This is a genomic window from Micromonospora sp. NPDC018662 (assembly GCF_044391475.1).
In the GTDB taxonomy this organism is placed as follows: domain Bacteria; phylum Actinomycetota; class Actinomycetes; order Mycobacteriales; family Micromonosporaceae; genus Micromonospora.
The window spans coordinates 576155-600680 of record NZ_JBISAC010000002.1 but is presented as its reverse complement, the minus strand read 5'-3'; the positions used below and the strand labels follow the sequence as shown (position 1 = coordinate 600680).

Genomic DNA, 24526 nt, shown 5'->3' with positions numbered 1-24526 from the left:
GTCGTCACCGGGGCAGCTCGGCGTGGATCCGGGTCGGTCCGCCGGCCGGGCTGTCCACCTCCAGCGTGCCGCCGGCCGCCCGGACCCGGTCGGCGATGCCGCTGAGCCCGTGCCCCTTGGCCAGGTGCGCGCCGCCGATCCCGTCGTCGCCGACGGTGATCTCCAGCCGGCCCACCTTCCGGCTCACCTCGACCCGGCAGGCGGTGGCCCGGCTGTGCTTCGCGACGTTGGTCAGCGCCTCGGCCACCACGAAGTACGCGGTGCTCTCCAGGGCGGGGTCGAGCCGGCCGCCCGCGGTGCCCAGGTCGTCGTCGACGAGCAGCTCGGTCGGCACCAGCGCCCGGGCGGCGAGCGCGGCGAGCGCGCTGGGCAGCCCCCGGTCGACCAGGATCGGCGGCGCGATGCCCCGGGAGAGGGCGCGCAGCTCGTCGAGCGTCTCCCGGGTCTGGGCGACCGCCTCGTCCAGCGTGCGGCGGGCCGCCTCCGGGTCGGCGGCGAGCTGGTGGCGGGCCCGGCCCAGGTCCATGGCGAGCCGGACCAGGCGTTGCTGCGGCCCGTCGTGGATGTCCCGCTCCAACCGGCGCAACGCGGACGCCTCGGCCGAGGCGGCGGCCCGCTTCTGCTCCTCCAGCGTGATGATCCGCTGCCGCATCTCGGCCACGCCGGTGAGCAGCGAGTACGCCAGCGCGGCCTGGACCCGGGCGCAGGCCCGGGCCACCAGCGGGAGGGTGAACAGGGCGAACAGTCCGATCGCGGTGTTCAGCGCGATACGTTCGCGGGCGCCGTCGCCCATGCCGAGGAGCTGGCTGAGGTCCTGGTCGTCCGGCCCGCGCGGGATGGCGCCGTCGTACGCGCCGTAGAGCGTGCCGGTCAGCGCCAGCGCCCACCACACCAGCATCAGCACGAACGTGGGCACGGTCACCAGGAGCCGGAGGAACGCGTGCAGCAGGTCGAGCCAGGACTGCGGGTCGCGGATCGGGGTGAACACCCGCCGCCAGAACCGGGCGCCGCGTACCGGGGTCAGGTAGACCGGGCGGACCCGGGGCCGGCCGAGCACGCCGGGGAGCCGGAGCCGTTCCAGGTCGGCCAGCCCGCGCGCGGCGTAGAGCACACCGGCCAGGATCGGCAGGCCGAGCGTGGTGACCAGCAGCCCGGCGGTGAGTGAGATCCCCGCCACCGCGAGCACGAACCCGACCAGCGCCAGCGGCAGGCTGAAGAGCACGTAGCCGGTGTCGTGGGCCAGTCGGCGGAGCAGGCTCCGGACGGGCGACGAGGGGACGGGTGCGGTGGCCAACGGCGCGGCGGTCATGGTTCGAGGCTATGGGCGTTGCCCCGGCCGGCCCATCCCGTACGCCGGCCGGTCCGGGGTGGGGTTCTCCCTACCCGGCACGTGAGAAGCGCCTCGCCGCGCCGATCACGGAGCGCTACCGGCCGCGCGCGATTGGTCAGAGAAGTCGGGATTGAGCAATAATCGCCTCGCGCCGCCGACAAAGCGCGGTTGATCGATCTTGTAGGAATGGAGGGGCAGGTGGAGCCGCGTCGCGAGTCATCAAGATCGCGATTTGTGCACCTCTTCACAAGCGCCTACTCTGTAGTTCCGACGCGCCCTGCTAGCACAGCCGGCAACATCGGTCGCCAGCGGGAGTCCCGAAACGGCCGGCCCCCGTCGTCGGTCGAGGATCGCACCGCACGGAGTCTCATGAGTCAGCACCGTCCTTCTGGCGCGCCCGGCCGCACCGGTGCCGTACCGGCGCTTCCGGACCTGCCCGAGGCGACCGTGTCCCGGCTCCCGGAATACCTGCGCGCGCTGCACGCGCTCGCCGACGCCGGGCACGAGACCGTGTCCAGCGAGGGCCTGGCCAGCGCCGTCGGCGTCAACTCCGCGAAGCTCCGCAAGGACCTGTCGCACCTCGGCTCGTACGGCACCCGGGGCGTCGGCTACGACGTCGCGCTGCTGATCGACCAGATCGAGTCGGTGCTCGGGCTCACACAGTGCCGCGCCGTCGCGCTGGTCGGCGTGGGTAATCTCGGTCACGCCCTGGCCGGCTACGACGGCTTCGCCAGCCGCGGCTTCCGGATCGCCGCGCTCCTCGACGCCGACCCGTCCCGCGTCGGCGAGCGGATAAACGGGCTGGTCGTCCGGCACGTCGACGAACTGCCCCGGGTGGTCGCCGAGGAGTCGATCTCGATCGGCGTGATCGCCACCCCGGCCCCGGCCGCCCAGGCGGTCGCCGACGGGCTGGTCGCCGTCGGCGTGACGAGCATCCTCAACTTCGCGCCGTGCGTACTCTCGGTCCCGGAAGGGGTCGACGTGCGCAAGGTCGACCTCGCGATCGAGCTGCAGATCCTGTCCTTCCACGAGCACCGCAAGGCGTCGCTGACCGCGCTGCCCGCCACCGGCGGGTCCGCCCTCACCGCCCTGCCCGGCGGGCTCGCGGCCACCGACACCCAGGAGGCGATCGGCACGTGAAACTGCTCGTCGTCGGCGCGTCCTACCGCACCGCCCCGGTCGCCACCCTGGAGCAACTGGCCGTCCCGCCCGCGGATCTCACCCGCACGCTGGACCGGCTCGTCGCCCAGCCCTACGTCGCCGAGGCCGTGCTGGTCTCCACCTGCAACCGGGTGGAGGTCTACGCCGCCGTCTCCGGCTTCCACGGTGGCCTCGGCGACATCTGCGCGGTCCTGGCCGAGCAGGCCGACTGCCCGCCGGCGGCGCTCGCCCCGCACCTCTACGTGCACTACGACGCCGCCGCCGTGGACCACGTCTTCCGGGTCGCCGCCGGGCTGGACTCCATGGTGGTCGGCGAGGCGCAGATCCTCGGCCAGCTCCGCGACGCCTACCACTCGGCCGGCGGCGCCGACTCGGCCGGCCGGCTGCTGCACGAGCTGATGCAGCAGGCGCTACGGGTCGGCAAGCGCGCCCACGCCGAGACCAACATCGACCGGGCCGGGCAGAGCGTGGTCACCGCCGCCCTCGACCTCGCCGCCGGCCTGCTCGGCGGCGACCTGACCGGCCGACCCGCCATGGTGGTCGGCGCCGGGGCGATGGGCTCGCTGAGCGTGGCCACCCTGTCCCGGCTGGGCTCCGGCCCGCTCACCGTCACCAACCGGGGCGCCGCCCGCGCGGTCCGGCTCGCCGAGTCGTACGGCGCGACCGCCGTGCCGATGGCCGAGCTGGTCGACGCGCTCTCCACGGTGGACATCGTGGTCGCCGCCACCGCCGCCGCCGAGCCGGTGCTCACCCGCGACGTGGTGACCCGGGCGCGGGCCCGCCGCGACGCCGACCGGGGCCCGCTGGTCCTGCTCGACCTGGCCGTCCCGCGCGACGTCGAGGCCGGCGTCGCCGAGCTGCCGGGCGTCGAGGTGATCGACATCGACCGGATGGCCGCCGTCCTCGCCGACGGGCCGGCCGCCGCCGACGCCGCCGAGGTGGGCCGCATCGTCGCCGGCGAGGTCGAGGCGTTCCTGAGCTGGCTGCGGGGCGCCGACGTGGCGCCCACCGTGGCCGCGCTGCGCGGCCGGGCCGACGACGTGGTCACCGCCGAGCTGCGCCGGCTCGGCCAGCGCCGCCCCGACCTCAGCGACGACCAGCGCGCCGAGGTGGCCCGCACCGTGCACCGGGTCGTGCAGCGGCTGCTGCACCAACCGACCGTACGGGTCCGCCAGCTCGCCGCCGAACCCGGCGGCGACCAGTACGCGGCCCTGCTGCGCGAGCTGTTCGACCTGGAAGTGCCGCAGACGTCCCCGGTCGACACCGTCCCCGACGTGGTCGACACCGACACCGACGGCCGCTCGTCGTTCGACGCGGCCGACGTCCCGCCCACCGGAGGTGCGCGATGACCGCCCCCCTGCGCCTCGGCACCCGGGGCAGCGTCCTGGCGCTGGCCCAGTCCGGCCAGGTCGCCGAGGCCCTCACCGCAGCCACCGGCCGCCCGGTCGAGCTGGTCGAGGTGGTGACCGCCGGGGACCGCTCCACCGCCCCGGTGCAGCGGCTCGGCGTCGGCGTGTTCGTCTCCGCGCTGCGGGACGCGCTGACCGCCGGCGAGATCGACTTCGCCGTCCACTCGTACAAGGACCTGCCCACCGCGGCGGCGCCCGGCCTGCACATCGCGGCCGTGCCACCCCGGCAGGACCCGCGGGACGCGCTGGTCGCCACCGGCGGCCGGACGCTCGCCGAGCTGCCGCCCGGCGCGGTGATCGGCACCGGCGCGCTGCGCCGGATCGCCCAGTTGCACGCGCTGGGCATGCAGTTCGAGGTCACCCCGATCCGGGGCAACATCGACACCCGGCTCGGCCGGGTGCTCGGCCCGGACGCCGACCTCGACGCCGTCGTGCTGGCCCGGGCCGGGCTCACCCGGATCGGTCGCGCCGACGTCATCACCGAGACGCTCGACCCGATGCTCATGCTGCCCGCGCCCGCCCAGGGCGCGCTGGCCGTCGAGTGCCGGGCCGACGACCACGACCTGGTCGAGCTGCTCGCGCGGCTCGATCACGCGCCGTCCCGGGCCGCGGTCACCGCGGAACGGGCGCTGCTGGCCACCCTGGAGGCCGGGTGCAGCGCACCGGTGGCCGCCTACGGCGAACTCGCCGAGGGTGAGACCGGTGAGGAGATCTACCTGCGCGGTGCGGTGATCAGTCCGGACGGTTCCCGTGACCTCCGACTGTCCCGCACCGGAACGCCCGCCGACGCGGCGGAGATCGGCAAGGCACTCGCCGCCGAACTCCTCGAACTCGGCGCCGACTCGATCCTCGGCCAGGACGGACATGCCGGTCCGGGGACCCAGCAACTTGGGAGCACAGAATGACCCGCACCCGTAAGCCCGTAGGCCGGATCGCTTTCGTCGGGGCCGGCCCCGGAGACCCGGGCCTGCTGACCCGCCGGGCGCTCGACGCCCTGGTCGAGGCCGACCACGTGGTGTACGACCGGGGAGTCCCCGAGTCGCTGCTGACCCACGTCCGCGCCCAGGCCCGGCCCGACGCCGAGTTCAGCCCCGCCGAGGGCGTGCCCGGTGACGTGGCGAAGGTGCTGATCTCCGCGGCCCGCTCCGGGCAGAACGCCGTGCACCTGGTCGCCGGTGACCCGTTCGGCCACGACTCGGTGGTCAAGGAGGTGCAGGCGGTGGCACGTACCGCCGCGCACTTCGAGGTGGTGCCGGGCGTCGGCCAGGCCGAGGGCGTCGCCACCTACGCGGGTGTGCCGCTGCCGGGCGTCCGCACCGCCGCCGACGTCGAGGACGTCAACGCGCTGGACTTCGACGCGCTCGCCACCGCGGTCGGCCGGGGCTCGCTGGCGCTGGCCGTGGACGCCGGTGACCTGGCCGCCGTCCGGGACGGGCTGCTGGCCGCCGGCGTCGACGGCGGCACCGGGGTCGGGGTGACCGGCGACGGCACCGGCGAGACGCAGTACACCACCACGTCGACCGTGGACTCCTTCGTCGCGGCGGCGCTCGGCTTCACCGGCCGCGTCGTGCTCACCGTCGGCGCGGGCGTCGGCGACCGCGACAAGCTGAGCTGGTGGGAGAACCGCCCGCTGTACGGCTGGAAGGTGCTGGTGCCCCGCACCAAGGAGCAGGCCGGCGCGATGAGCGCGCGGCTGCGCGCGTACGGGGCGATCCCGTGCGAGGTGCCGACCATCGCGGTCGAGCCGCCGCGCACCCCGGCCCAGATGGAGCGGGCGGTCAAGGGCCTGGTCGACGGCCGGTACGCCTGGGTGATCTTCACCTCGGTGAACGCGGTCCGGGCGGTCTGGGAGAAGTTCGGCGAGCACGGGCTGGACGCCCGGCACTTCGGCGGCGTCAAGATCGCCTGCATCGGCGAGGCGACCGCCGACGCGGTGCGCGCGTTCGGCATCCAGCCGGAGCTGGTCCCCGCCGGGGAGCAGTCCTCCGAGGGCCTGCTGGCCGAGTTCTCGCCGCACGACGAGATCCTCGACCCGGTCGGCCGGGTGCTGCTGCCGCGCGCCGACATCGCCACCGAGACGCTTGCCGCCGGGCTCACCGAGCGCGGCTGGGAGGTCGACGACGTGACCGCGTACCGGACCGTGCGCGCCGCGCCGCCGCCGGCCGAGATCCGCGACGCGATCAAGTCGGGCGGGTTCGACGCGGTGCTCTTCACCTCGTCCTCGACCGTCCGGAACCTGGTCGGCATCGCCGGGAAGCCGCATGCGCGTACCGTTGTTGCCGTCATCGGGCCCAAGACGGCGGAGACCGCGACGGAGTTCGGCCTGCGGGTCGACGTGCAGCCGCCGCACGCCTCGGTGCCCGACCTGGTGGAGGCGCTCGCCGCCTACGCCGTCGAGCTGCGCGAGAAGCTCGCCGCCATGCCGGCGAAGCAGCGCCGCGGCTCGAAGGTGCAGGGCCCGACCGCCCTGAGGTTCCGCTGACAGGAGGCCCCTCATGCCGTACCCCGAGATCCGGCCCCGCCGGCTGCGCCGCAACGCGGCCGTGCGGCGGCTGGTCGCCGAGACCCGCATCGCCCCGGCCGAGCTGGTCGTGCCGATGTTCGTCAAGGAGGGGCTGACCGAGCCGCGGGCCGTCGCGTCGCTCCCGGGGGTGCTCCAGCACTCCCGGGACTCGCTGCGCAAGGCGGCGGTCGAGGCGGTCCAGGCCGGGGTCGGCGGCATCATGCTGTTCGGGGTGCCGACGACGCGGGACGAGACCGGTTCCGGCGGCCTCGACCCGGACGGCATCCTCAACGTGGCCATCCGGGACGTGATCGCCGAGGTCGGTGACTCGACGGTGGTGATGGGCGACCTCTGCCTGGACGAGTTCACCTCGCACGGGCACTGCGGCCTGCTCACCCCGGACGGCGGCGTGGACAACGACGCCACGCTGGCCGCGTACGCCGAGATGGCGGTCGCCCAGGCGGACGCCGGGGTCCACGTGGTCGGGCCGTCCGGGATGATGGACGGCCAGGTCGGCGCCGTCCGCCGGGCCCTGGACGCCGCCGGGCACCAGGACGTCTCGGTGCTCGCGTACGCCGCGAAGTACGCCTCCGCCTTCTTCGGCCCGTTCCGGGACGCGGTGGAGTCGGCGCTGGAGGGCGACCGGTGCACCTACCAGCAGGACCCGGCGAACCTGCGGGAGTCGCTGCGCGAGGTCGAGCTGGACGTCGCCGAGGGCGCCGACATGGTGATGGTCAAGCCGGCGCTGCCCTATCTCGACGTGGTCGCGGCGGTGCGCGCCGCGGTGGACGTCCCGGTCGCCGCCTACCAGGTCTCCGGGGAGTACGCCATGGTCGAGGCCGCCGCTGCGAACGGCTGGGTCGACCGGGAGCGGGTGATGCTGGAGACGCTCACCTCGATCCGCCGGGCGGGTGCCCAGATCATCCTGACCTACTGGGCGGTCGAGGCGGCCCAGCTCCTCCGCGAGCGTTACTGACCGTACGGCCGTCGCCGGCGGGCGGTCCGCAGCGCCTCGCCCCACCAGCCCACCTCGTCGAGCGTCGCGTCGACGGCCCGCCCAAGCGGGCCGTCGTCGACCAGCCGGCCCTGCTGGTCGAGGCGGTCCCACGGTGCGATGAGCACCACGCCGGTGCGGGTGGTGGTGGCGTGCAGTTCGGCGAAGACCAGCCGGAGCTGCTCGACCGCACGGATCCCGCCCGAGCCGGCGCCGTACGAGACGAACCCGACCGGCTTGGCCCTCCACTCCCGCTGGTGCCAGTCGATGGCGTTCTTCAGGGCCGCCGGGAAGCTGTGGTTGTATTCCGGCGTGACCACGACGAAGGCGTCGGCGGCGTCGAGGCGGCCGGCGATGGGACTGGCCGGGTTGCCGCCGGGAGGCGTGTCGGCGAGCGGGAGCGGCACCTCGGCGAGATCGATCAGGTCGGTCCGGAAACCGCCGCGACGGTCGGTGTGGTCGACGAACCAGTCGGCGATCAACCGACCCATCCGGGGCCGGCGAACGCTGGCGACGAGCACGGCGAGGGTGAGCGGCGGTTCTTGCGTCATCATGCGAGTGACGCTAAGACTTGAACAAATATTGAAGTCAAGCCGTTCCGGGGGAGTGCCGTGGGCATGCTGACGGTGGGCGAGGTGGCGCGGGAGTCCGGGGCGAGCGGCTCCGCGATCCGTTTCTACGAACGGCAGGGCCTGATCACGGCCAGCCGGACCAGCGGCAACCAGCGCCGGTTCGGTCCCGATGCGGCGTGCCGGGTGCGGGTGGCCCGGGTGGCGCAGCGGATCGGCCTCAGCGTCGGTGAGATCCGGGACCTGCTCGCGGCGCTGCCGCCCGAGCCGGACCTCGCCGACTGGCAGCGACTGCACGACGGGCTCACCGCCGAGGCCGAGCGGCGCATCGCCGAGCTGCACACCGCGCTCGACGGCATCCGCTCCGGCCGCCGGCTCTGCGACCTGTGAGCTGGTGCATCCCCCTGCCCCTACGCCCCCGTGCCCCCGCGCCTCACGCCTGACCCGGCTCTGGTGCCCGGCCGCCTGCATGCCGGCCCATGCCGGATTTGGCGTCCAATCCGCTCGCTGTTCCCAGGGATGTTCATGAACCCCCTTGATTACGCAGCGTAGATTTCTCGCCGCCCTGTGCCGTTCCCTCGCGTCGCCTTTGCTCTGCAGCCAAAGACGCATCGGACACTTTCGGTTACTGCTGACTCGGTGGCTGCAGCGCAAAGGCGATGACAGCCATACCCCCGACTGGCGGCCGCGGTGGACTTTTGTCTGCTTTGAGGGCTTAACTGCTCCGGGAGCTTGATGGCTCAAGCATGTGCCCTAACTGACCGTTATTCTCACCCTCTGTGTTCGCCAGGTGCGCAACTCATCGAGGCTGCGGAGCGGTTGTCAACACCGGCTGGCGGGTTTTCCACAGTGGGAAGGGCGGGGGTTGCCGGGATCCCGAGGAGGCGCGAACGTGGCGGGGTGACAGAAACCGGCGACGGCCCACCCGAGGTGGCCACCACGCCCGGCGCGGAGGAAGCAGCCACGGTGCCCGCCGAAGACCACGCGCGGGAGGAAGACCACGCGCGGGAGGAAGACCACGCGCGGAAGGACGACCACGCGCGGAAGGACGACCACGCACCCGAGGGCGGCTCGGCGGCGCTGCTCACCGAGCCGTTCGACATCCCCTTCCCGGCGGCCGGGATCGTTCGCGCGGTCCGCCGTCGTGCCGACGCCAGCCAACGTGAGCTGGCCCGGTTCGCCCGGGTGCACCCGACCACCGTCGGGCGGATCGAGGCCGGCACGCTCGCGCCCAGCCTCGCCATGCTGTCGCGCATTCTCGGCACCGCCGGCTTCCGGCTGGTCGTCGTCGACGAGGCCGGCACGGTGCTCAAGCCGATGCGGGACCGGGCCGACCTGCGCGACGGCGCCGAGCGGCGCTACCCGTCGCATCTGGACGTCGTCACCGATCCGCAGCCGGGGGAGTGGTGGGCCGACCGGTACGGGCTGGCCCGGCCGCCGGAGACGTTCTACCGGGACCGTGCCGTCCGCGACGCGCTGCGGCGGCGCAGCCAGTGGGAGGTACGGGTGGCCAAGTACCGGAACGTGCCGCCCCCACCCGACCCGCAGCGGCGCGGACACCGCAGCGGCCCGCCGCCCGGCTGGAGAGCCGGATGACGGGCCGCCGCGCGGAACACCGCTCAGTCGTCGTTCAGGATCGTCCCGACGCCGGACGGGTCGGCGAGCCGGAGCCCCGGTACACCCGCCACATACAGCGTGAGCTGCTCGTTCGCCTCGCGCTTGCGGTCGCCGCGCACGGTGACCGGGAAGGCCAGCGAGGTGCGGCCGGCGGCCAGCACCCGGCAACCGACGTACGGGTCGTAGTCCGCGCCGGCCTGGGCCGTGGTGCCGTAGGTGGCCGCACAGAGCAGGGCCGGCTCGGAGAGCGGACGGGACACGGTGACGGTGAACGTCATCGTGGTGGTGCCCTTGTCGCCCTCGGTCACCGAGGTGTCCGCCACCCGCAGCGCGGCGCGCGACCGGAACCGGGCCACCGTCGGGTCGTGGTCGCTGGCGCCCCGGTCGCCCAGCTCCGCGGCGTCGGTCGGGTAGTCGGCGTTGATGTGCGCCGTCCGCACCTGCACCAGGTCGTCGTGCATCGGGTCGTTCACGAACATGTTGTCGAGCGTCTGCGCCTGCCCGCTGAACGTGTACGAGTAGGCCGCCGCCGGGGCGTCCGCGACCAGGTCGTCCCACAGGTTGTGCAGGCCGGCCTGGTAGAGCGGGGCGAGCTGGTCCGACGGGGTCGGGTTCGCTCCGGTCGCGATCGGGTCGTCGGGGCGCGGGAAGACGTTCAGGTCGCCGCCGTAGACCACCCGGGCGTTCGGGTCGGTCGCCTCGACGGCCCGCACGATCGCGGCACCGTACGCGGCCTGCTCGCGCCGCTGCCCGACCCGGCTGTCCGGTCCGGACGAGAAGTGGTTGGCCACCGCCCAGAGCGTGAACTGCTCGCCCGAGCCGGGCGCGGCCTTGACCGAGAACCGGGCCAGCTGCGCCGCCCGGGTGTAGACGTTGCCGCCGTCCACACCGGTCGACCGGTCCACGTCGTCCGGCAGCACCGCGTTGAACGCCTTCGGGTTCTGCACGTCCGCGTTGGACGGCAGCGCCGTCGAGCGGTATTCGACGGTCGGCGCGGAACCCAGCAGCGGGTCGGTGGCGGTCGCCTGGGCCAGCGTCAGTCGGTCCGTGCGGTAGAGGAACGCCGAGGCGATGCCGCGGGCGTCCGCGCCGGTCCGGTCGTACGCGGCGGCGTAGGCCGGGCCGCCGTTCGCGGCGACCGCCAGCGCCAACTCCTGCACCGTGTCCGGCGCGCCGTCGGCGTTGTTGACGTCACCGCAGGCCAGGCTGCCGTCGACCACCGAGCAGATGTCCTGGTCCTCGGCCTCCTGCACCAGGATCAGGTCCGGGCTGTGCAGCGAGTCGACGATCTGCCGGGCCTGCGTGGCCAGCTTGGCGGCGTACGCCTCGGGGCTGGCCGGCACGTAGTCGAACGGCGGGTTGACCCCGGGGCATCCGCTGTTGCCGGCGAAGTCGCAGCCGTCGAACGGGTCGTCCCGGTAGTCGTACAGGTTCTCCACGTTGTAGGTGGCGACCGCGACCTCGCTGGTGCGGTCCGCCGGGCGCGGCGGGTTGTTCTCCGCCGGGTCCGCGCCACCGGTCAGGGTGAGCTGCTCCGGCTGCACGCTGTACTTGCTGAACGCGTACGAGACGGAGCCGTAGGCGTCCTCGGTCAGCGTGTCGAACGTGCGCGCCTCGGGCAGCAGCGCGCCGGAGTCACCGGCGGTCGCCTTCACGCCGCCCGCGCCCAGCAGGATGCGCTGGTTGTTGCCGTTGTCGAAGAGCGTGCCCGGGATGTCGTCCAGCGGGTGCGCGTCCCGGAACACCCGGCGGGCGTACGGGTCGGACCGCTTCATGATCGGGTCCTCGCGGTCCAGCACGTAGATCTCGGAGTCCGCGGTGGAGGCGTAGATGTGCCGGGGCGCGGAGACGCCGCTGCCGGCGCGGACCCGCACCCGCTCGCCCTCGTGCCGCTCCCAGAACCTGTCGGCGGCGTCCGCCTCGGCCGGCGGGACCGCGTCGACCACCCGGACCGCGGTGTCCACGTCGAGCCCGGAGTCGAGCTTGCGGACCAGCGAGGCGCCGGAGAGCTGGGTCTGGTTGAAATACTCCGAGACCCGGCCGCGCAGCACCACCTCGTCACCGACCGTCGGGGCGTAGCCGCCGATCAGGGTGGTGAACGAGCCCATGAAGACGAAGATGCCGTCCGAGGTGAGCGCGTCGCCGTCCTCGCTGCCGAGCCGGCTCTGCAGGTAGAAGCCCCACTGGTCGGCCCCGGCCGAGGTGCGGGTCAGCGACTTGCCGGTGATCACGCCGCGTACGTCGTACAGCGTCGTGCTGGTGCCGTTGCCGCTGGCCGGCGCGAACGGCGACCGGTCGGTGCGGCCGCTCTCGTCGTCGGCGGTGCGGCCCTGCACCTCGCCCACCGACAGCACGCTTGTCGCCTGCACGGCGAGCGTGCAGGTGGCGGTGCCGCCTTCGGCGTCCGTCGAGGTCACGGTGACCGTGTAGGCGCCGGCCGGCAGGCCGGTCGCGGTCAGCGTCGCGGTGGCGGTGCCACCGGCCGCGGTCGCCGGCGTGAACGCGGTACGGCTGATCGAGCCGCTCGCCGGCGTCGGGACGACCGAGGTGACGGCCAGGTCGGTGACCGTGTCGTCGGCGTCGGTTGCGGTCACCTCGCGGGTGGCGGTGGCACCGGCCTCCAGGGTCAGCGCGCCGCCGCAGGTCAGCGTCGCCGGCCGGTCGACCGGCCCGCCGCCGTCGACGGTGTGGCTGCCCAGCCCGTCGAACGTGTCGGTGGCGAAGCCGGCCCACTGGGCGGCCGGGTCGAACGGGTCGGCCGGGTCGGTGTCGCCGGCGCTCACCGACGGCAGCCGGCGCAGCGTGTTGTCGGCGGTGCTGGTGAGCCCGCTGCCCCACTCGGTGCCCGGGTCCACGCCCACCTGGCCGATGGAGTCGACCACCGACTCACCCTTGCGCAGCACGATCGCGTCGTCGCCGTTGAACAGCGCCCCGCCGTACGTCTGGTCGGCCTGGGCGAGGATCGCCGGCGCGGCCGACGCGGCGGCGAAGACGAACACGTCACCGGCGGCCACGGTGCCGGTCAGCGCCACGGTGGTGGCGGTGGTGGCGCCGTTGAAGAAGAGCTGGAGCTGGTAGCCGCCGGCGGCCAGGTCGACCGGGGCGCCGGTGCCGTTGAACAGCTCGACGGCCTTGTTGTTGGACGACCCCTCGACGTATTCGGAGATGAACAGGTCGCTGGGCGCGGCGCTGGCCGCGGGGGGTGCGATCCCGATCGCCGTGACGGAGACGGCGGCGGTGGTCGCGAGCGCGGCTAAGGTGCGGCGCGGGCGCATGGAGCCTCCACGATGGGTGGGCGGGAACTAACGCACGTTAAGGGTCGCGGCGGGCCGGCGTCCATCCCCCGGGCAGCCGTTTGGTGAACAGGCGTCAGCGGTGGGTGTCCAGCCGGTGCACCAGCTCGGCGACGTCCACGCCGTACTCGCACCAGTCGCGGTCGGGTTGGTAGCCCAGCTCCGCGTTGACCTTCAGCATCGCCTCGTTGGCCTGCGCGTTCCAGGTCTGCACCTCGGTCAGCTCGGGCTCGGCCGAACGCAGCTCCAGCAGCATCCGCGCCTTGATGGCCCGGTCGATGCCGTAGCCGCGGTGGTCGCGGACCACGATCGTGTCGTACTGGTCGGCCCGGGTGGGGTGCTGGGCCGGCACCACCACCTCGGTGAGCCCGGCCACCTCGCCGGTCTGTTCGTGCAGCGCCAGCACGATGTACGGCTTCATGCCCCGCCGGTGCAGTGTGGCGAGGCTGTCGCGGAGCCGCTCCGGATCGTAGGAGCTGGGGCGCAGTTCGCCGTCGTCGGCGTCGCGCACCTCGGCCTTGGCCCGCGCGTACGCCTCGATCAGCTCGTCCGGCGGCCCGCCGGGGCAGAACTCGACGTGGTAGCCCGCGCCCACCTCGGCGGCCATCTCGGTCAGCGCCGGCCAGTCCACCGCGCCCAGGTCGAGCACGCTGCGGGTCTCCACGTACTCCCGGGTGAAGCCCAGCGCCTCGTAGAAGGCCACGGCCGGGGTGTCGCCGACCACCTCCACGCCGATCGACTGGAAGCCCTCGTCCCAGACCCGGCGGGCGGCCACCCGCACCAGCTCGCGGCCGATCCCGGTGCGGCGCAGCGTCGGGTGCACCATCACCTCGAGCACGCCGATGCCGCCGAGCAGCAGCACGTGCACGTGCCCGACGATCGCGCCGGGCGTGCCGTCCGGCGCCGGCTCGTCCTGGGCGATCCAGGAGATCCGCCGCTCGCCGGGCATCACCTCGGACAGGTATTCCCGCAGGGAGTTCGCCTGCCAGGGAGGATCCTGGGGCAGATCCGCCGCCAGGACCGCGTTCAGCGTGTCCAGCAGCGACGCGATCTCGGCGGACGACGCGGTCCGAGGGTCCCACTCGCGCACCATCACCCGTACAGCTTGCCGTCAACCGCAGCTCGACGGAAGGGTTGAGTCCGCGAATGTACGCGCGTCGTCACGTCACGTACCGCTCCGGCGGCCGTACTCGTCGGCCTTGGTGAACACGTCCTGGGCGTACCGGCGGACGTCGTTGTAGGAGAGGATGGCGCCCCACCAGTCGCCCGGAATGGTCATGTTCCGGCCGCCCTTGCACAGGTATTCGCCCGCGGCCAGCGCCGCGTCGTCGATGTCGTGCGGGTTCTTCACGCCGTCGTTGTCGGCGTCCGCGCCGATCTCCTGCCAGGTGCTGGGGATGAACTGCATCGGGCCGAGCGCCCGGTCGAACTCCTTGTCGCCGTCGAGCCGGCCCTGGTCGGTGTCGAGGATCCGGGAGCGGCCGCCCTGCCCGTCGAGCCGCGCGCCGAGGATCTGCGGCGCGGCCACCCCGTTGGCGCCCAGCTTGGCCTTGTTGGCCGACCCGTGCCCGGACTCCACGAAGCCGATCGCGGCGAGCGTGGTCCAGCTCAGTTGGCAACTGCGGTGGGTCTGCGCGAGCACCAGCTCGGCGTAGCCGTAGGCCTGGAGCGCCACCGTCGGGATGTCGGTGGCGCGGCCGACCCGTTCCGCCCAGCCGGCCAGCGCGTCGGCCGGACGGCCGCCGGGCAGGACGGGGTTGGCGGTCGGCCCGCCCGGCAGCGGCGTGCCGGTCGGCCCGACGGTGCCCGGCGGGCCGGTCGGGCCGGGGAGCGCGGGCGCTCCGGTCAGCCCCGGCACGGCGCCGGTCTGCGGCACGCCCTGGACCGGGGCGGCGCTGGTGGCTTCGACAGCGACCGGCTCCGGCTTACGGACGGCCGCCGGCACGAGCACCGCGCCGGCCGCGACGGCGGCCCCGACCAGGGCGAGCAGGAACAGCGCGGGCAGCGTGGTGCGCCCGCCGGGCCGGCGCGACCAGTCGCGGGTGGCCCGGGCCACGCCCGTGGCGAGCTGCCGGGGCCGGACGCGGCCGGCGTGCGCGAACGGTATCCGCCGACGCCGGCCGCCGGTCGCCGGTGCTGCGGCCTCCGGCGTGGCGGCGGTTACGGACTCCGGTGCCCCGGCCTCCGGTGTGGAGGCGGGCGACCGCACGGACTCCTCGGTGGACTTCGTGGGCGAAGCGGGCTCGCCGCGCCGAGGGCCGGGGACCTGCGCGGCGCCGCCGTCGGGCGGCACGGCGGGTCGCAGGGGCCGGACCGTCGCTCGCCGTTCGCCGTCCACCACCCGTCGAGTATCACCCATCCGTGCGACGGCGTCAGGCCCGACCGTACGCTGTGCGCATGCCCCGGTACGAGTTCCGTTGCCGCGCCTGCGGCGACACTTTCGAGGTCAACCGCCCGATGGCCGAGGCCGCCCGGCCCGCCACCTGCCCGCAGGGCCACGCCGACACGGTGAAGCTGCTCTCCACCGTGGCGGTCACCGGCCGGGGTGGTGCCGGTTCGGCCGGTGGAGCGCCCGCGCCGACCGGCGGGGGCTGCTGCGGCGGGTCCTGCGGCTGCTGATCCTCGGCCGGCGCCGGTGAGAACTTTTGGTCGGAATCCGCCTACCCGTTCTCACGATGCGTGACGGCGCGGTCATAGGGCAGCATGGACCCGACGTCAGCGGGGGGAGGTTCGACGCATGTCGCCACGGATCCACCTCCCCAGCGGGTGGGTGACCTTCGTGTTCACCGACATCGAGGGCTCGACCCGGATGGCCCGGATGCTCGGCCCGGTCTACCGTCCGGTGTTGCGGGAGCACCGCCGGCTGCTGCGCGACACGCTCGCCGGCACGGACGGGTCGGAGCTGCTGACCGAGGGCGACTCGTTCTTCCTCGCCTTCCCGGACGCGGCCGCCGCCGTACGCGCCTGCCTGACCGCGCAACGCGCGCTCGCCGGCCACGAGTGGCCCAACGCCGACGCCGTCCCCCGGGTCCGGATGGGCCTGCACACCGGCTACGCCGAGCCCCGCGACGGTGAGTACGCCAGCCCGGAGGTGCACCGGGCGGCCCGGGTGGCCGCCGCCGCGCACGGCGGTCAGGTGCTCTGCTCGGCGGCCACCGCCCGACACGCGGATCCGCTGCCGGACGGCGCGTCGCTGTTGGACCTCGGCCTGCACCGGCTGCGCGGGTTCGACGACCGGGAACGACTGTTCCAGCTCGTCGCGCCCGGTCTGGAGCGGCGGTTCCCGCGTCCGCGTACGGCCGACGCGGCGGCGCACAACCTGCCCACCCAGGTCACCTCGTTCGTCGGCCGGCACTTCGAGCGGGCCGAGCTGGGGCGGCTGGTCGAGGCGTACCGGCTGGTGACCGTGCTGGGCGCGGGCGGCGCGGGCAAGACCCGGCTGGCCGTGGAGCTGGCCTCCGGGATCGTCGAGGACTACCCGGACGGCGTGTGGTTCGTCGACATCGCCGCGGTGACCGACCCCGGGCTGGTCGCGTTCGAGATCGCCGCCGTGCTCGGCCTCCGTCCGGAGCCGGGCCGGCCGATGGTCGACACCCTGGTCGAGTACGCGGCGCCGCGCCGGATGCTGGTGGTGCTGGACACCTGCGACGCCCAGCCGGCCGCGTCGGCCGAGGTGATCTCCCGGCTGCTGGCCGGCGGCCGGGGGGTGCGGGTGCTGGCGACCAGCCGGGAGTCGTTCGGCGTACCCGGCGAGGTGGTGTGGCGGATTCCGCCGCTGTCGGTCGACGAGGTGCCCGACGGCGGCGCGAGCGACGCGGTGGCCCTGCTGCTGGACCGCACCGCGGCGGCCCGGGGTGGCCGCCCGCCGGACCCGACCGAGCAGGACGACCTGCGCCGGGTGGTGCGCCGGCTGGACGGGTTGCCGCTCGCCATCGAGCTGGCCGCGGCGCGGCTGCGGGTGCTCTCGGCCGGGCAGTTGGCCGAGCGGCTCGACGACATGCTCGGCACGCTGGACGCCGGGCGGGAGTCGGCGGAGCCGCCACCGGTCGAGGCCGGCTGGAGCGGCAACCAGCAGGACACGGTCGACCTGGTGGCCGCCGCGACCGGGTCCGCGCCGCCGACGCCGGCGACCCGGGCGGTGCAGCGGTCGGCCAGCGAGCGACACCTGACCATCCAGGCCACGGTGACCTGGTCGTACCGGACGCTCGGGGCGCGCTCGTCCCGGCTGCTGCGCTGGATGGCGGTCTTCGCCGGCCCGGTGGACCTGCCGACCGTGCAGTGGCTGCTGGACGAGGATCCGCTGGACCCGCTGTCGGTGCTGGTGGACAAGTCGATGGTGCTGGCCGAGCCGCACGCCTCGGGCAGCACCTACCGGATGCTGGACCCGATCCGGGCGTACGCTGCCCGCCGGCTGATCTCCGCCGGCGAGGAGCAGAGCGCCCGGGACCGGCACGTCGCCTGGTCCCGGCACGCGCTGGACCGGGCGCACCTGGGCCCGGACGGCCGGCCGGTGACGCTGTCGCTGTTCGCGCTGGACCCACTGGCCGGTGAGGTGCGGGCCGCGTTGCGCTGGTGCGCCACCGGCGGCAGCGCCCGGTCGGGGCTGCACCTGGCCGGCGGGCTGGACCAGTGGTGGCGGGAGCGTGGGCTGGCCCGGGAGGGGCGGCTCTGGCTGTTCCGGCTCTACGGGCGGATCGCCGAGACCGGCGAGGAGATCCCGGAGGCCGAGCTGGCCGCCGCCTACCACATGCACTCGTTGCACGCCGGCGCGGACGGGGAGTTCGCCGAGGAGCTGCGCTACTCGCAGCGCGCCGAGGCGGCCGCCCGGCAGGCCGGTGACCTGGGGTTGCTGGCCCGGGTGCTGGCCGGGCGCGCCGCGCCGCTGGTGGACATGGGCCAGTTCGCCGAGGCGGAACGGGTCTGCCGCGAGGTGATCGACTGGGCGTACGCGCAGGACGTGGTCGGCGACGCGCTGCTCGCCGTCTACAACCTCGCCGAGCTGCTCTGGCGGCGGGGCGCGTTGGACGAGGCGGCCGAGGTGCTCGGCGCGGCCCGTCCGGTGGAGGCGGCCCGCCCGGTGGAGCGGGGTCGCCGCTCGGTGGACATGCTGCTCGGCATGGTGGCGCTGACCCGGGGTGATCTCGTCGCCGCGCACGAGCACCTGCTGGTGGCGTTGCGGTCCCGGATGAGCCACGGTTACCTGGGCCGGGCCTGCGACACGATCAACGCGATCGCGGTGCGCTGCGCGTTGGCCGGGGACGCGGTGGCCGCGGCCCGGCTGTTCGGCGCGGCGCAGGCCACCCGGGCGAGCCTGCGTGCCACCCCGGGCATCTACGAGCCGTACTGGCTGGCCCGGCAGGCGGAGCTGCGCCGGAGTCTGGGCGACGAGGCGTTCGACGCGGCGTACGGCGCGGGGGCGGGCCTGCGGTTGGACGAGGCGGCCGCGTTGGCGCTGCACGTCGAGCATCCGGACCTGTCGTCCGACTCGCTCTGGTTCGGCCCCCCCACCCCCACCCCCTCGCCCCCTCCTGCGCGCTGATTCACGGAAAGAGTGGCTATCCGGGCCCGAATAGCCACTCTTTCCGGGAAAGCGGCGCCCGGGGCGGGGTTAGCTTCGGGCGGCGGCGCGACGCTCGGCGTCGGCCTTCATCTTCGCGGCGCGGTCGAGGTCGGCCTGCTGCACGGCGGCGACCGAGCCGAAGACGCTGACCGCCTGGTAGTAGGTCCAGGCGAGGCTGTAGCAGGCCGGCCGGACCACCGAGTTGTAGGTGGCGCAGACCCGCTTCAGGTCCTCGTAGAACGCGCTGTCCAGGCGGGACTTGTTGGCCGCGAAGATGCCCATGGCCTTGTGGTTGCGGTAGCCGAAGTCGTGCCGGTAGCAGGAGAGGTTGAAGGAGAAGCCGAGCGGGTTGTCCGGGCTGGACGAGCAGTAGTCGGTGGACCAGTCGAAGCCGTACCCGGCCCAGGGCGTCTTGTTCAGCCGGGCGCTGTTCCAGGCGTTGTAGCTGCTGGCGCTGGTCTGGGTCCAGGTGGACAGCACCGAGAGCTTCTGTTGGGTGCTCACCGCGGCGGCGGCCGGTGCGGCCAGGCCGAGCGTGGTGAGCAGGGCGATCACGCCGGTGGCGAGCGTGGTGGCGAGGCGACGGGACACGGGGGACCTCCGCGGGGTGAGCGTCGGGACGGGCGGTCCGGGATCACCGGAGTTCGAGAAGTGTCGATCAATGGGATGACGTCGGGGGATGGCCCGGTGGGCCGCTTGCTGACATCCGCGCAAACAGACGAATGCCCCCGGGTCGCGGTGGCGGTCCGGGGGCATTCGCGGCGGGTCAGCGGACGAAGCGCGGCGGGCTCGCCGGGCTCTCGTTGGCCAGGCGGTCCAGCGCGGTCACGTGGTAGGTGTAGCGGGTGCCGGCCACCGCCGTGGTGTCCACCCAGGACTGGGTGGCGCCATCGGTGGCCCGGACGGTGCCGACCAGGTGGGACGCGTCGGCGAAGTCGCAGCGCCCGGCCAGGCCGGTGCCGTCGAACCGGTAGATCGCGTACGAGGTGGCGGTGCCGAGCGGCCCCTTGCCGTCGGCGGGCTGCCGCCAGCTCAGCCGCACCCCGTCCGCCTCCCGCTGGGCCTTGGTGACCACCGGGAAGAGCAGCGGCTTGTGCGGCAGGTGCGTCATGGTGGGCACCAGTGCGGGACGCGAGTAGTACTCGGCGGCGTAGATGTCGGTGGCGCCGAGCCGGTTGGCCCGGACCTGCACGGCGGAGAAGTGCACGTTGCCGAGCACCTCCGGGTACGACCGGTTGAGCGTGAGGTGGTCGGACAGCTCCCGCGGGTTCATCCAGAACGACCCGTACGCCGGCTCGCCGCTCTTGTAGTCGGCCTGGCCGATGTAGAGCTGGACCTTGGTGCCGCGCACCTGCTCGGCCCACCACGGCACCAGCCGGGCGTAGTCGGCGGCCGGGTACTGGCCGATGTACCAGTAGAGCTGCGGCACGACGTAGTCGATCCACTCCTCCTTGATCCACTTACGGGTGTCGGCGGAGATGATGTCGTACGACTGCGAGCCGGTGGTGTCCGAGCCGTTCGGGTCGGCCGAGGCGTTGCGCCAGATCCCGAACGGGCTGGCGCCGAACTTCACCCACGGCTTGGCCGCCTTGATCTTGGCGTTCATCTCCTGCATCAGCAGGTTGATGTTGTCCCGCCGCCAGTCGGCCTTGTCCGTGAAGCCCCGGTTGTACTGCGCGAACGTGGCATCGTCCGGCACCTGCCAGGTGCCGCTCGGGTACGGGTAGAAGTAGTCGTCGAAGTGCACGCCGTCGACGTCGTACCGGTTGACCGCGTCCATCATCGCGGTCTGGACGAACTCGCGGACCGCCGGGACGCCGGGGTTGTAGTAGAGCCGGCTGCCGGCGACGCCGGCCGGCGGGTAGGCGAACACCCAGTCCGGGTGCGCCCGGGCCGGGCTGTCCGGCGCGAGCTGCGACAGGTCGGCGCCGGCGCCACCGGGGGCCGGCATGGAGACCCGGTACGGGTTGAACCAGGCGTGGAACTCCAGGTTCCGCTTGTGCGACTCGGCGACCAGGAAGGCCAGCGGGTCCCAGCCCGGGTCCTTGCCGCGTACCCCGGTCAGGTACTCCGACCACGGCTCGTACGGCGAGGGCCAGAACGCGTCAGCGGTCGGGCGGACCTGGACCACGACGGCGTTGTGGTTGAGCTTCTGGGCCAGGTCGAGCCAGCCCAGGTATTCGGCCTTCTGCTTGGCGACCTGGTCCGGCGCGGTCCAGGAGTCCTTGCTGGGCCAGTCGATGTTCGTCACCGAGGCGATCCACATGGCCCGGAACTGCCGCTTGGGGGTGGCCGGGTTGGTGACGCAGTCGGTGGTGGAGTCAGTGGTCGTCTCGTTCGGCGCGGCCTGCGCCGGGGTGCCGGCGACCAGCGCGCCGAGCAGCGCCACGGCCAGCGCGGCGGCTCTGAGCGGAGTTGCCTTCATGCGGTGCGGTCCCTTCGTCGGGTCCGGGGGGACGGGCGGTGGCAGGTGCGGCAAGATTCGCCGCAATGATTAGGCCACCGGTAGGAAACTTTCATCAATCCCGATCCGGCGCAAGACCCCGGACCACACCCCGCATCGTGACCATTCCGACACCCGCCGTACGGGATTGGGGGCGGAGACGGCTGGGTAGCTTGGCCGGTCACGGACCGCCGACCGCGGTGGTCGCACCGTTGGGGAGGTGATCCATGTCAGTCCTACGGACCAAGCCGATCCAGGACGTGATCGCCCAGGGCGACGCCGACGGCGAAGACGGCAAGCCAGGGCTTCGCCGCCGGCTCGGGCCGGTCGACCTGATGGGCTTCGGCATCGGGATCGTGATCGGCACCGGGATCTTCACGCTGACCGGCGTGGAGGCGAAGAACAGCGCCGGTCCCGGCGTGGTGATCTCCTTCGGCATCGCCGGCGTGGTCGCGCTGCTCGCCGCGCTCTGCTACGCCGAGCTGGCCTCCAGCGTGCCGACCGCCGGCAGCGCCTACACCTACGCGTACGCCACCATGGGCGAGATCGTCGCCTGGATCATCGGTTGGGACCTGCTGCTGGAGTTCTCGCTCGGCGCGGCGGTGGTGGCCCGCGGCTGGTCCGGCTATCTCACCGACCTGTTCGGACTGCCCAGCGCCTGGTTCGCGGAGGAAGGCAGCATCGTCAACCTCGGCGCGATCGGCATCGTGCTGGTGCTCGGCGTGGTGGCCATCGTCGGCATCCGCGAGTCCGCCCGGGTCACCAACGTGCTGGTGCTGGTGAAGGTGGCGATCTGTGCCTTCGTCATCATCGCCGGCCTGTTCTTCGTGAAGGCGGCCAACCTCAGCCCGTTCATCCCGTCCGCCGAGCCGGCCGGCGCCGGCGACGACGGCATCAAGCAGCCGGTGACGCAGCTCCTCTTCGGGTTGGAGCCGTCCATCTTCGGCTTCGTCGGCGTGCTCACCGCCGCCGCGGTGGTCTTCTTCGCGTACACCGGGTTCGAGGCCGTGGCGAACCTGGGCGAGGAGACCCGCAAGCCCAAGCGGGACCTGCCGCTCGGCCTGCTCGGCACGCTGGTCATCTCCACCGCGCTCTACATCGGCGTCTCGCTGGTCGTGGTCGGCATGGTCAAGTACACCGAGATCGACGAGGGCGCGCCGATCGCGTCCGCGTTCCGGGCGGTCGGCGCCGGCTGGGCCGCGGTGCTCGTCTCCATCGCCGCCGTCGCCGGTCTGACCAGCGTCATCCTGGTCGACCTGGTGGCCATGGGCCGGATCGGCTTCGCCATCGCCCGGGACGGGCTCATCCCGCCCTCGATCGCCAAGGTGCACCCGCGTTGGGGCACGCCGTACCGGATCGCCGCGATCATGACGGTGGTGGTGGCGCTGCTCGCCGGCTTCCTGCCGCTCTCCGCGCTGGCCGACCTGGTCAGCATCGGCGCGCTCTGCGCGTTCATGCTGGTCGCGCTCGCGGTGCCGATCCTGCGCAAGCGGCGCCCCGACCTGGAGCGGCCGTTCAAGGTGCCGTTCTCGCCGGTGCTGCCGATCGTCACGGCGGTGGCCTGCCTCTACCTCAGCCTCAACCTGTCGGTGGAGACCTGGGTGCGGTTCCTGATCTGGATGGCGCTGGGCGCGATCATCTACTTCGGCTACGGGCACCGCAAGAACCGGCTGGCCCGCCGCGAGCACGCGGAGGACACCCCCGAACCCGCCCCCACCCCCTGACTCCGGAGTTGTAAGGCGGGGGCCCCGCTTAACACCTGAGTGTTAAGCGGGGCCCCCGCCTCTACCGAAAACGTTAAGCGGGGCCCCCGCCTTACCGCTGCACCTCGCGGAGGGGGCCGCGGACCGAGGGCCTGCCGTCGGTCCATAGCAGCTCGTTCAGCCAGATCTGCCGGCCCGGGTCGGTGGTGCCCTCCTGGCCCGGCGGCCAGGCGTGGTAGAGCAGCCAGGTGCGGCCGTCCTGCTCCACGATCGAGGCGTGCCCCGGCCCGGTGGCCACCTCGTTGCTCTTCAGGATCGGGTTCTCCGGCGCCTTCACGCACGGCCCGGTCGGGCTCTCGCAGACCGCGTACCCCTCGGCGTAGACGTCCCTGTCGTAGGCGTTGGCGGCGAAGAACAGGAACAGCTTCCCGTCGTGCCGGTGGAAGAACGGCCCCTCGATCAGGGTGCCCTCCCACGGCTCGGTCTGCTTCAGCAGCTTCGTCGCCGGGCCGGTCAGCCGTAGCCCGTCCGGCGTCAAGCGCTGCGACCAGAGCCAGGTGTCCACACCGATCGCGTTGCCGTCGTTCTTCCACAGCAGCCAGAGGCTGCCGTCGGTGTCCCGGAACGGGCTGGCGTCGATCGAGCCGCCCAGGTCCGGCTGGCAGACCAGCGGCTTGTCGGAGTCGTCCGCGTACGGCCCGAGCGGCGTGTCGGCCACCGCCCGACCCAGGCACTGCCGGCCGGAGGCGCGGTCGGCCACCGTGTAGTAGAGGACGAACCGGTCCGGGGCGAGCTGGATCGCCTCCGGCGCCCACGTCTTCCCCGCGTCCGCCCAGTCCGGCAGCTCCGGCAGCGCGTCGCCGGCCGGGGTCCACTCGACCAGGTCGGGCGAGGTGAGCACCGGGACGTTCTGGCCGCCGGCGTTGGTGTGGAACAGGTACCACGTCTCGCCGACCCGGATCGCCTGCGGGTCGGGGGCGTCGGTCCGGACGACCGGGTTGGTGAACACGTTCGCGTCCTTCGGTGTACTCGATTCGGTGGTGGACCCGGTGCCGCAGCCGGCGACGAGCAGCGCTGCGGCCAGGGCCGCCGCGCCGCGCCGGAACCGTCGGTCGGTCATCCCTTCAGGCCGCTGCGAGAGACGCCCTGGATGACGTGACGCTGGGCGAACACGAACAGGATCAGCACCGGCACGCTGGCCAGCATCGCGCCCGCCATGATCACCGGATAGTCGGTCACGTACGCGCCCTGGAGCAGGCCCAGGCCCGCCGGCAGGGTCAGCCGCTCGGGGCTGAACAGGACGTACACCGGCCAGAGGAAGTCGTTCCAGTTGGTCAGGAACGACAGCACCGCCAGCGTGGCCAGGGCGGGCTTCGACAGCGGCAGCAGCACCTGGCGGAAGATCTGCCACTGGTTCGCCCCGTCCAGCACCGCCGCCTCCTCCAGCTCGGCCGGGATGGAGAGGAAGAACTGACGCAGGAAGAACACCCCGAACGCGCTGGCCGCGCCGGGCACGACCACCACGGTCAGGGTGTCGATCCAGTTGATCCTCTCGGCGATGATGAAGTTCGGGATGATCAGCGAGGTGGGCGGCACGAAGAGCGTGCCGACGATCAGCGCGAACAGCAGGCCGCGACCGCGGAACCGCATCCGGGCCAGCGCGTACGCGGCCGTCGACGCGGTCGCCAGCACCAGCAGCGTGTGCAGGGTGGCCGCCAGCATGCTGTTGAGGAACCAGCGCAGCACCGGGTTGGCGGTGTCGTTCAGGATCCGGTCGTAGCCGTAGGTGGAGAACGGGTTCGGCAGCCAGCTCGGCGGGACCTGCTGGGCGGCGTCGTACGTCTTCACCGACGTCAACAGCATCCACACCAGGGGCGTCACGAAGATCAGGGTGATCAGGAGCAGGACGGCGTAGCGCGCCACCGGGCGCAGTTTCGACATGGT

The 24526-nt window shown here is 73.3% G+C and carries 19 protein-coding genes; 10 read left to right on the top strand and 9 right to left on the bottom strand.

The window, feature by feature from the left end; all coding sequences use genetic code 11:
• Positions 1 to 4 precede the first annotated feature (4 nt).
• Positions 5 to 1309, bottom strand: coding sequence for a sensor histidine kinase (locus ACH495_RS08190; RefSeq protein ID WP_396857000.1), 1305 nt, complete (start codon positions 1307 to 1309; stop codon positions 5 to 7).
• Between the two features lie 390 nt (positions 1310 to 1699).
• Between ACH495_RS08190 and ACH495_RS08185 the strand changes: the two genes are divergently transcribed.
• From ACH495_RS08185 to hemB, 5 genes are read left to right on the top strand one after another with little or no spacing between them, the layout of a single operon-like run.
• On the top strand, positions 1700 to 2470 hold the full coding sequence (locus ACH495_RS08185) for a redox-sensing transcriptional repressor Rex (RefSeq protein WP_396856999.1): 771 nt from the start codon (positions 1700 to 1702) through the stop codon (positions 2468 to 2470).
• A complete protein-coding gene (locus ACH495_RS08180) occupies positions 2467 to 3840 on the top strand; it encodes a glutamyl-tRNA reductase (protein WP_396856998.1) in 1374 nt (457 codons plus the stop codon). The genes ACH495_RS08185 and ACH495_RS08180 overlap by 4 nt, the downstream gene beginning before the upstream one ends.
• Complete coding sequence (gene hemC, locus ACH495_RS08175; protein WP_396856997.1) at positions 3837 to 4805, top strand: hydroxymethylbilane synthase; 969 nt, start codon at positions 3837 to 3839, stop codon at positions 4803 to 4805. Before ACH495_RS08180 ends, hemC begins: the two co-directional genes overlap by 4 nt.
• Positions 4802 to 6382, top strand: coding sequence for a uroporphyrinogen-III synthase (locus tag ACH495_RS08170; protein WP_396856996.1), 1581 nt, complete (start codon positions 4802 to 4804; stop codon positions 6380 to 6382). The genes hemC and ACH495_RS08170 overlap by 4 nt, the downstream gene beginning before the upstream one ends.
• A gap of 13 nt (positions 6383 to 6395) precedes the next feature.
• Positions 6396 to 7379, top strand: a complete 984-nt coding sequence (gene hemB / locus ACH495_RS08165) for a porphobilinogen synthase (protein ID WP_396856995.1) — start codon at positions 6396 to 6398, stop codon at positions 7377 to 7379.
• Here the strand turns inward: hemB and ACH495_RS08160 are convergent.
• Positions 7373 to 7951: an NADPH-dependent FMN reductase gene (locus tag ACH495_RS08160; protein ID WP_396856994.1), complete on the bottom strand. Its 579-nt coding sequence runs from the start codon at positions 7949 to 7951 to the stop codon at positions 7373 to 7375. The genes hemB and ACH495_RS08160 overlap by 7 nt on opposite strands.
• Before the next feature lie 63 nt (positions 7952 to 8014).
• Between ACH495_RS08160 and ACH495_RS08155 the strand changes: the two genes are divergently transcribed.
• Together ACH495_RS08155 and ACH495_RS08150 are read left to right on the top strand one after the other, a co-directional pair.
• The gene (locus ACH495_RS08155) at positions 8015 to 8356 is read left to right on the top strand and encodes a MerR family transcriptional regulator (RefSeq protein WP_396857336.1); all 342 of its coding nucleotides are present in this window, start codon (positions 8015 to 8017) and stop codon (positions 8354 to 8356) included.
• 510 nt (positions 8357 to 8866) lie between these two features.
• Complete coding sequence (locus ACH495_RS08150; protein WP_396856993.1) at positions 8867 to 9562, top strand: helix-turn-helix transcriptional regulator; 696 nt, start codon at positions 8867 to 8869, stop codon at positions 9560 to 9562.
• A gap of 23 nt (positions 9563 to 9585) precedes the next feature.
• Here the strand turns inward: ACH495_RS08150 and ACH495_RS08145 are convergent, their stop codons facing one another.
• The 3 genes from ACH495_RS08145 to ACH495_RS08135 all read right to left on the bottom strand — a co-directional run bounded on the left by ACH495_RS08145 (position 9586) and on the right by ACH495_RS08135 (position 15217).
• Entirely contained in the window at positions 9586 to 12858 is a 3273-nt protein-coding gene (locus ACH495_RS08145) for a lamin tail domain-containing protein (RefSeq protein ID WP_396856992.1), read from the bottom strand.
• Positions 12859 to 12952: 94 nt separating this feature from the next.
• Complete coding sequence (locus ACH495_RS08140; protein WP_396857335.1) at positions 12953 to 13969, bottom strand: GNAT family N-acetyltransferase; 1017 nt, start codon at positions 13967 to 13969, stop codon at positions 12953 to 12955.
• Between the two features lie 72 nt (positions 13970 to 14041).
• Complete coding sequence (locus ACH495_RS08135) at positions 14042 to 15217, bottom strand: lytic murein transglycosylase (protein WP_396857334.1); 1176 nt, start codon at positions 15215 to 15217, stop codon at positions 14042 to 14044.
• A gap of 56 nt (positions 15218 to 15273) precedes the next feature.
• Here ACH495_RS08135 and ACH495_RS08130 point away from each other — a divergent pair, with 56 nt between their 5' ends.
• Together ACH495_RS08130 and ACH495_RS08125 are read left to right on the top strand one after the other, a co-directional pair.
• Positions 15274 to 15495: a zinc ribbon domain-containing protein gene (locus tag ACH495_RS08130; RefSeq protein WP_396856991.1), complete on the top strand. Its 222-nt coding sequence runs from the start codon at positions 15274 to 15276 to the stop codon at positions 15493 to 15495.
• 118 nt (positions 15496 to 15613) lie between these two features.
• The gene (locus ACH495_RS08125) at positions 15614 to 18415 is read left to right on the top strand and encodes an ATP-binding protein (protein ID WP_396856990.1); all 2802 of its coding nucleotides are present in this window, start codon (positions 15614 to 15616) and stop codon (positions 18413 to 18415) included.
• A 69-nt stretch (positions 18416 to 18484) separates the two neighbouring features.
• On the opposite strand, the gene ACH495_RS08120 is transcribed toward ACH495_RS08125, so the two are convergent.
• On the bottom strand, positions 18485 to 19027 hold the full coding sequence (locus ACH495_RS08120) for a phospholipase (protein ID WP_396856989.1): 543 nt from the start codon (positions 19025 to 19027) through the stop codon (positions 18485 to 18487).
• A 175-nt stretch (positions 19028 to 19202) separates the two neighbouring features.
• Complete coding sequence (locus tag ACH495_RS08115) at positions 19203 to 20861, bottom strand: glycoside hydrolase family 10 protein (protein ID WP_396856988.1); 1659 nt, start codon at positions 20859 to 20861, stop codon at positions 19203 to 19205.
• A 245-nt stretch (positions 20862 to 21106) separates the two neighbouring features.
• On the opposite strand from ACH495_RS08115, the gene ACH495_RS08110 reads away from it, so the two are divergent.
• On the top strand, positions 21107 to 22603 hold the full coding sequence (locus tag ACH495_RS08110; protein ID WP_396856987.1) for an APC family permease: 1497 nt from the start codon (positions 21107 to 21109) through the stop codon (positions 22601 to 22603).
• A gap of 91 nt (positions 22604 to 22694) precedes the next feature.
• Here ACH495_RS08110 and ACH495_RS08105 read toward each other — a convergent pair whose 3' ends face one another.
• Complete coding sequence (locus tag ACH495_RS08105; protein ID WP_396856986.1) at positions 22695 to 23702, bottom strand: glycoside hydrolase family 43 protein; 1008 nt, start codon at positions 23700 to 23702, stop codon at positions 22695 to 22697.
• Positions 23699 to 24523: a carbohydrate ABC transporter permease gene (locus ACH495_RS08100; protein WP_396856985.1), complete on the bottom strand. Its 825-nt coding sequence runs from the start codon at positions 24521 to 24523 to the stop codon at positions 23699 to 23701. Before ACH495_RS08100 ends, ACH495_RS08105 begins: the two co-directional genes overlap by 4 nt.
• Positions 24524 to 24526 lie beyond the last annotated feature (3 nt).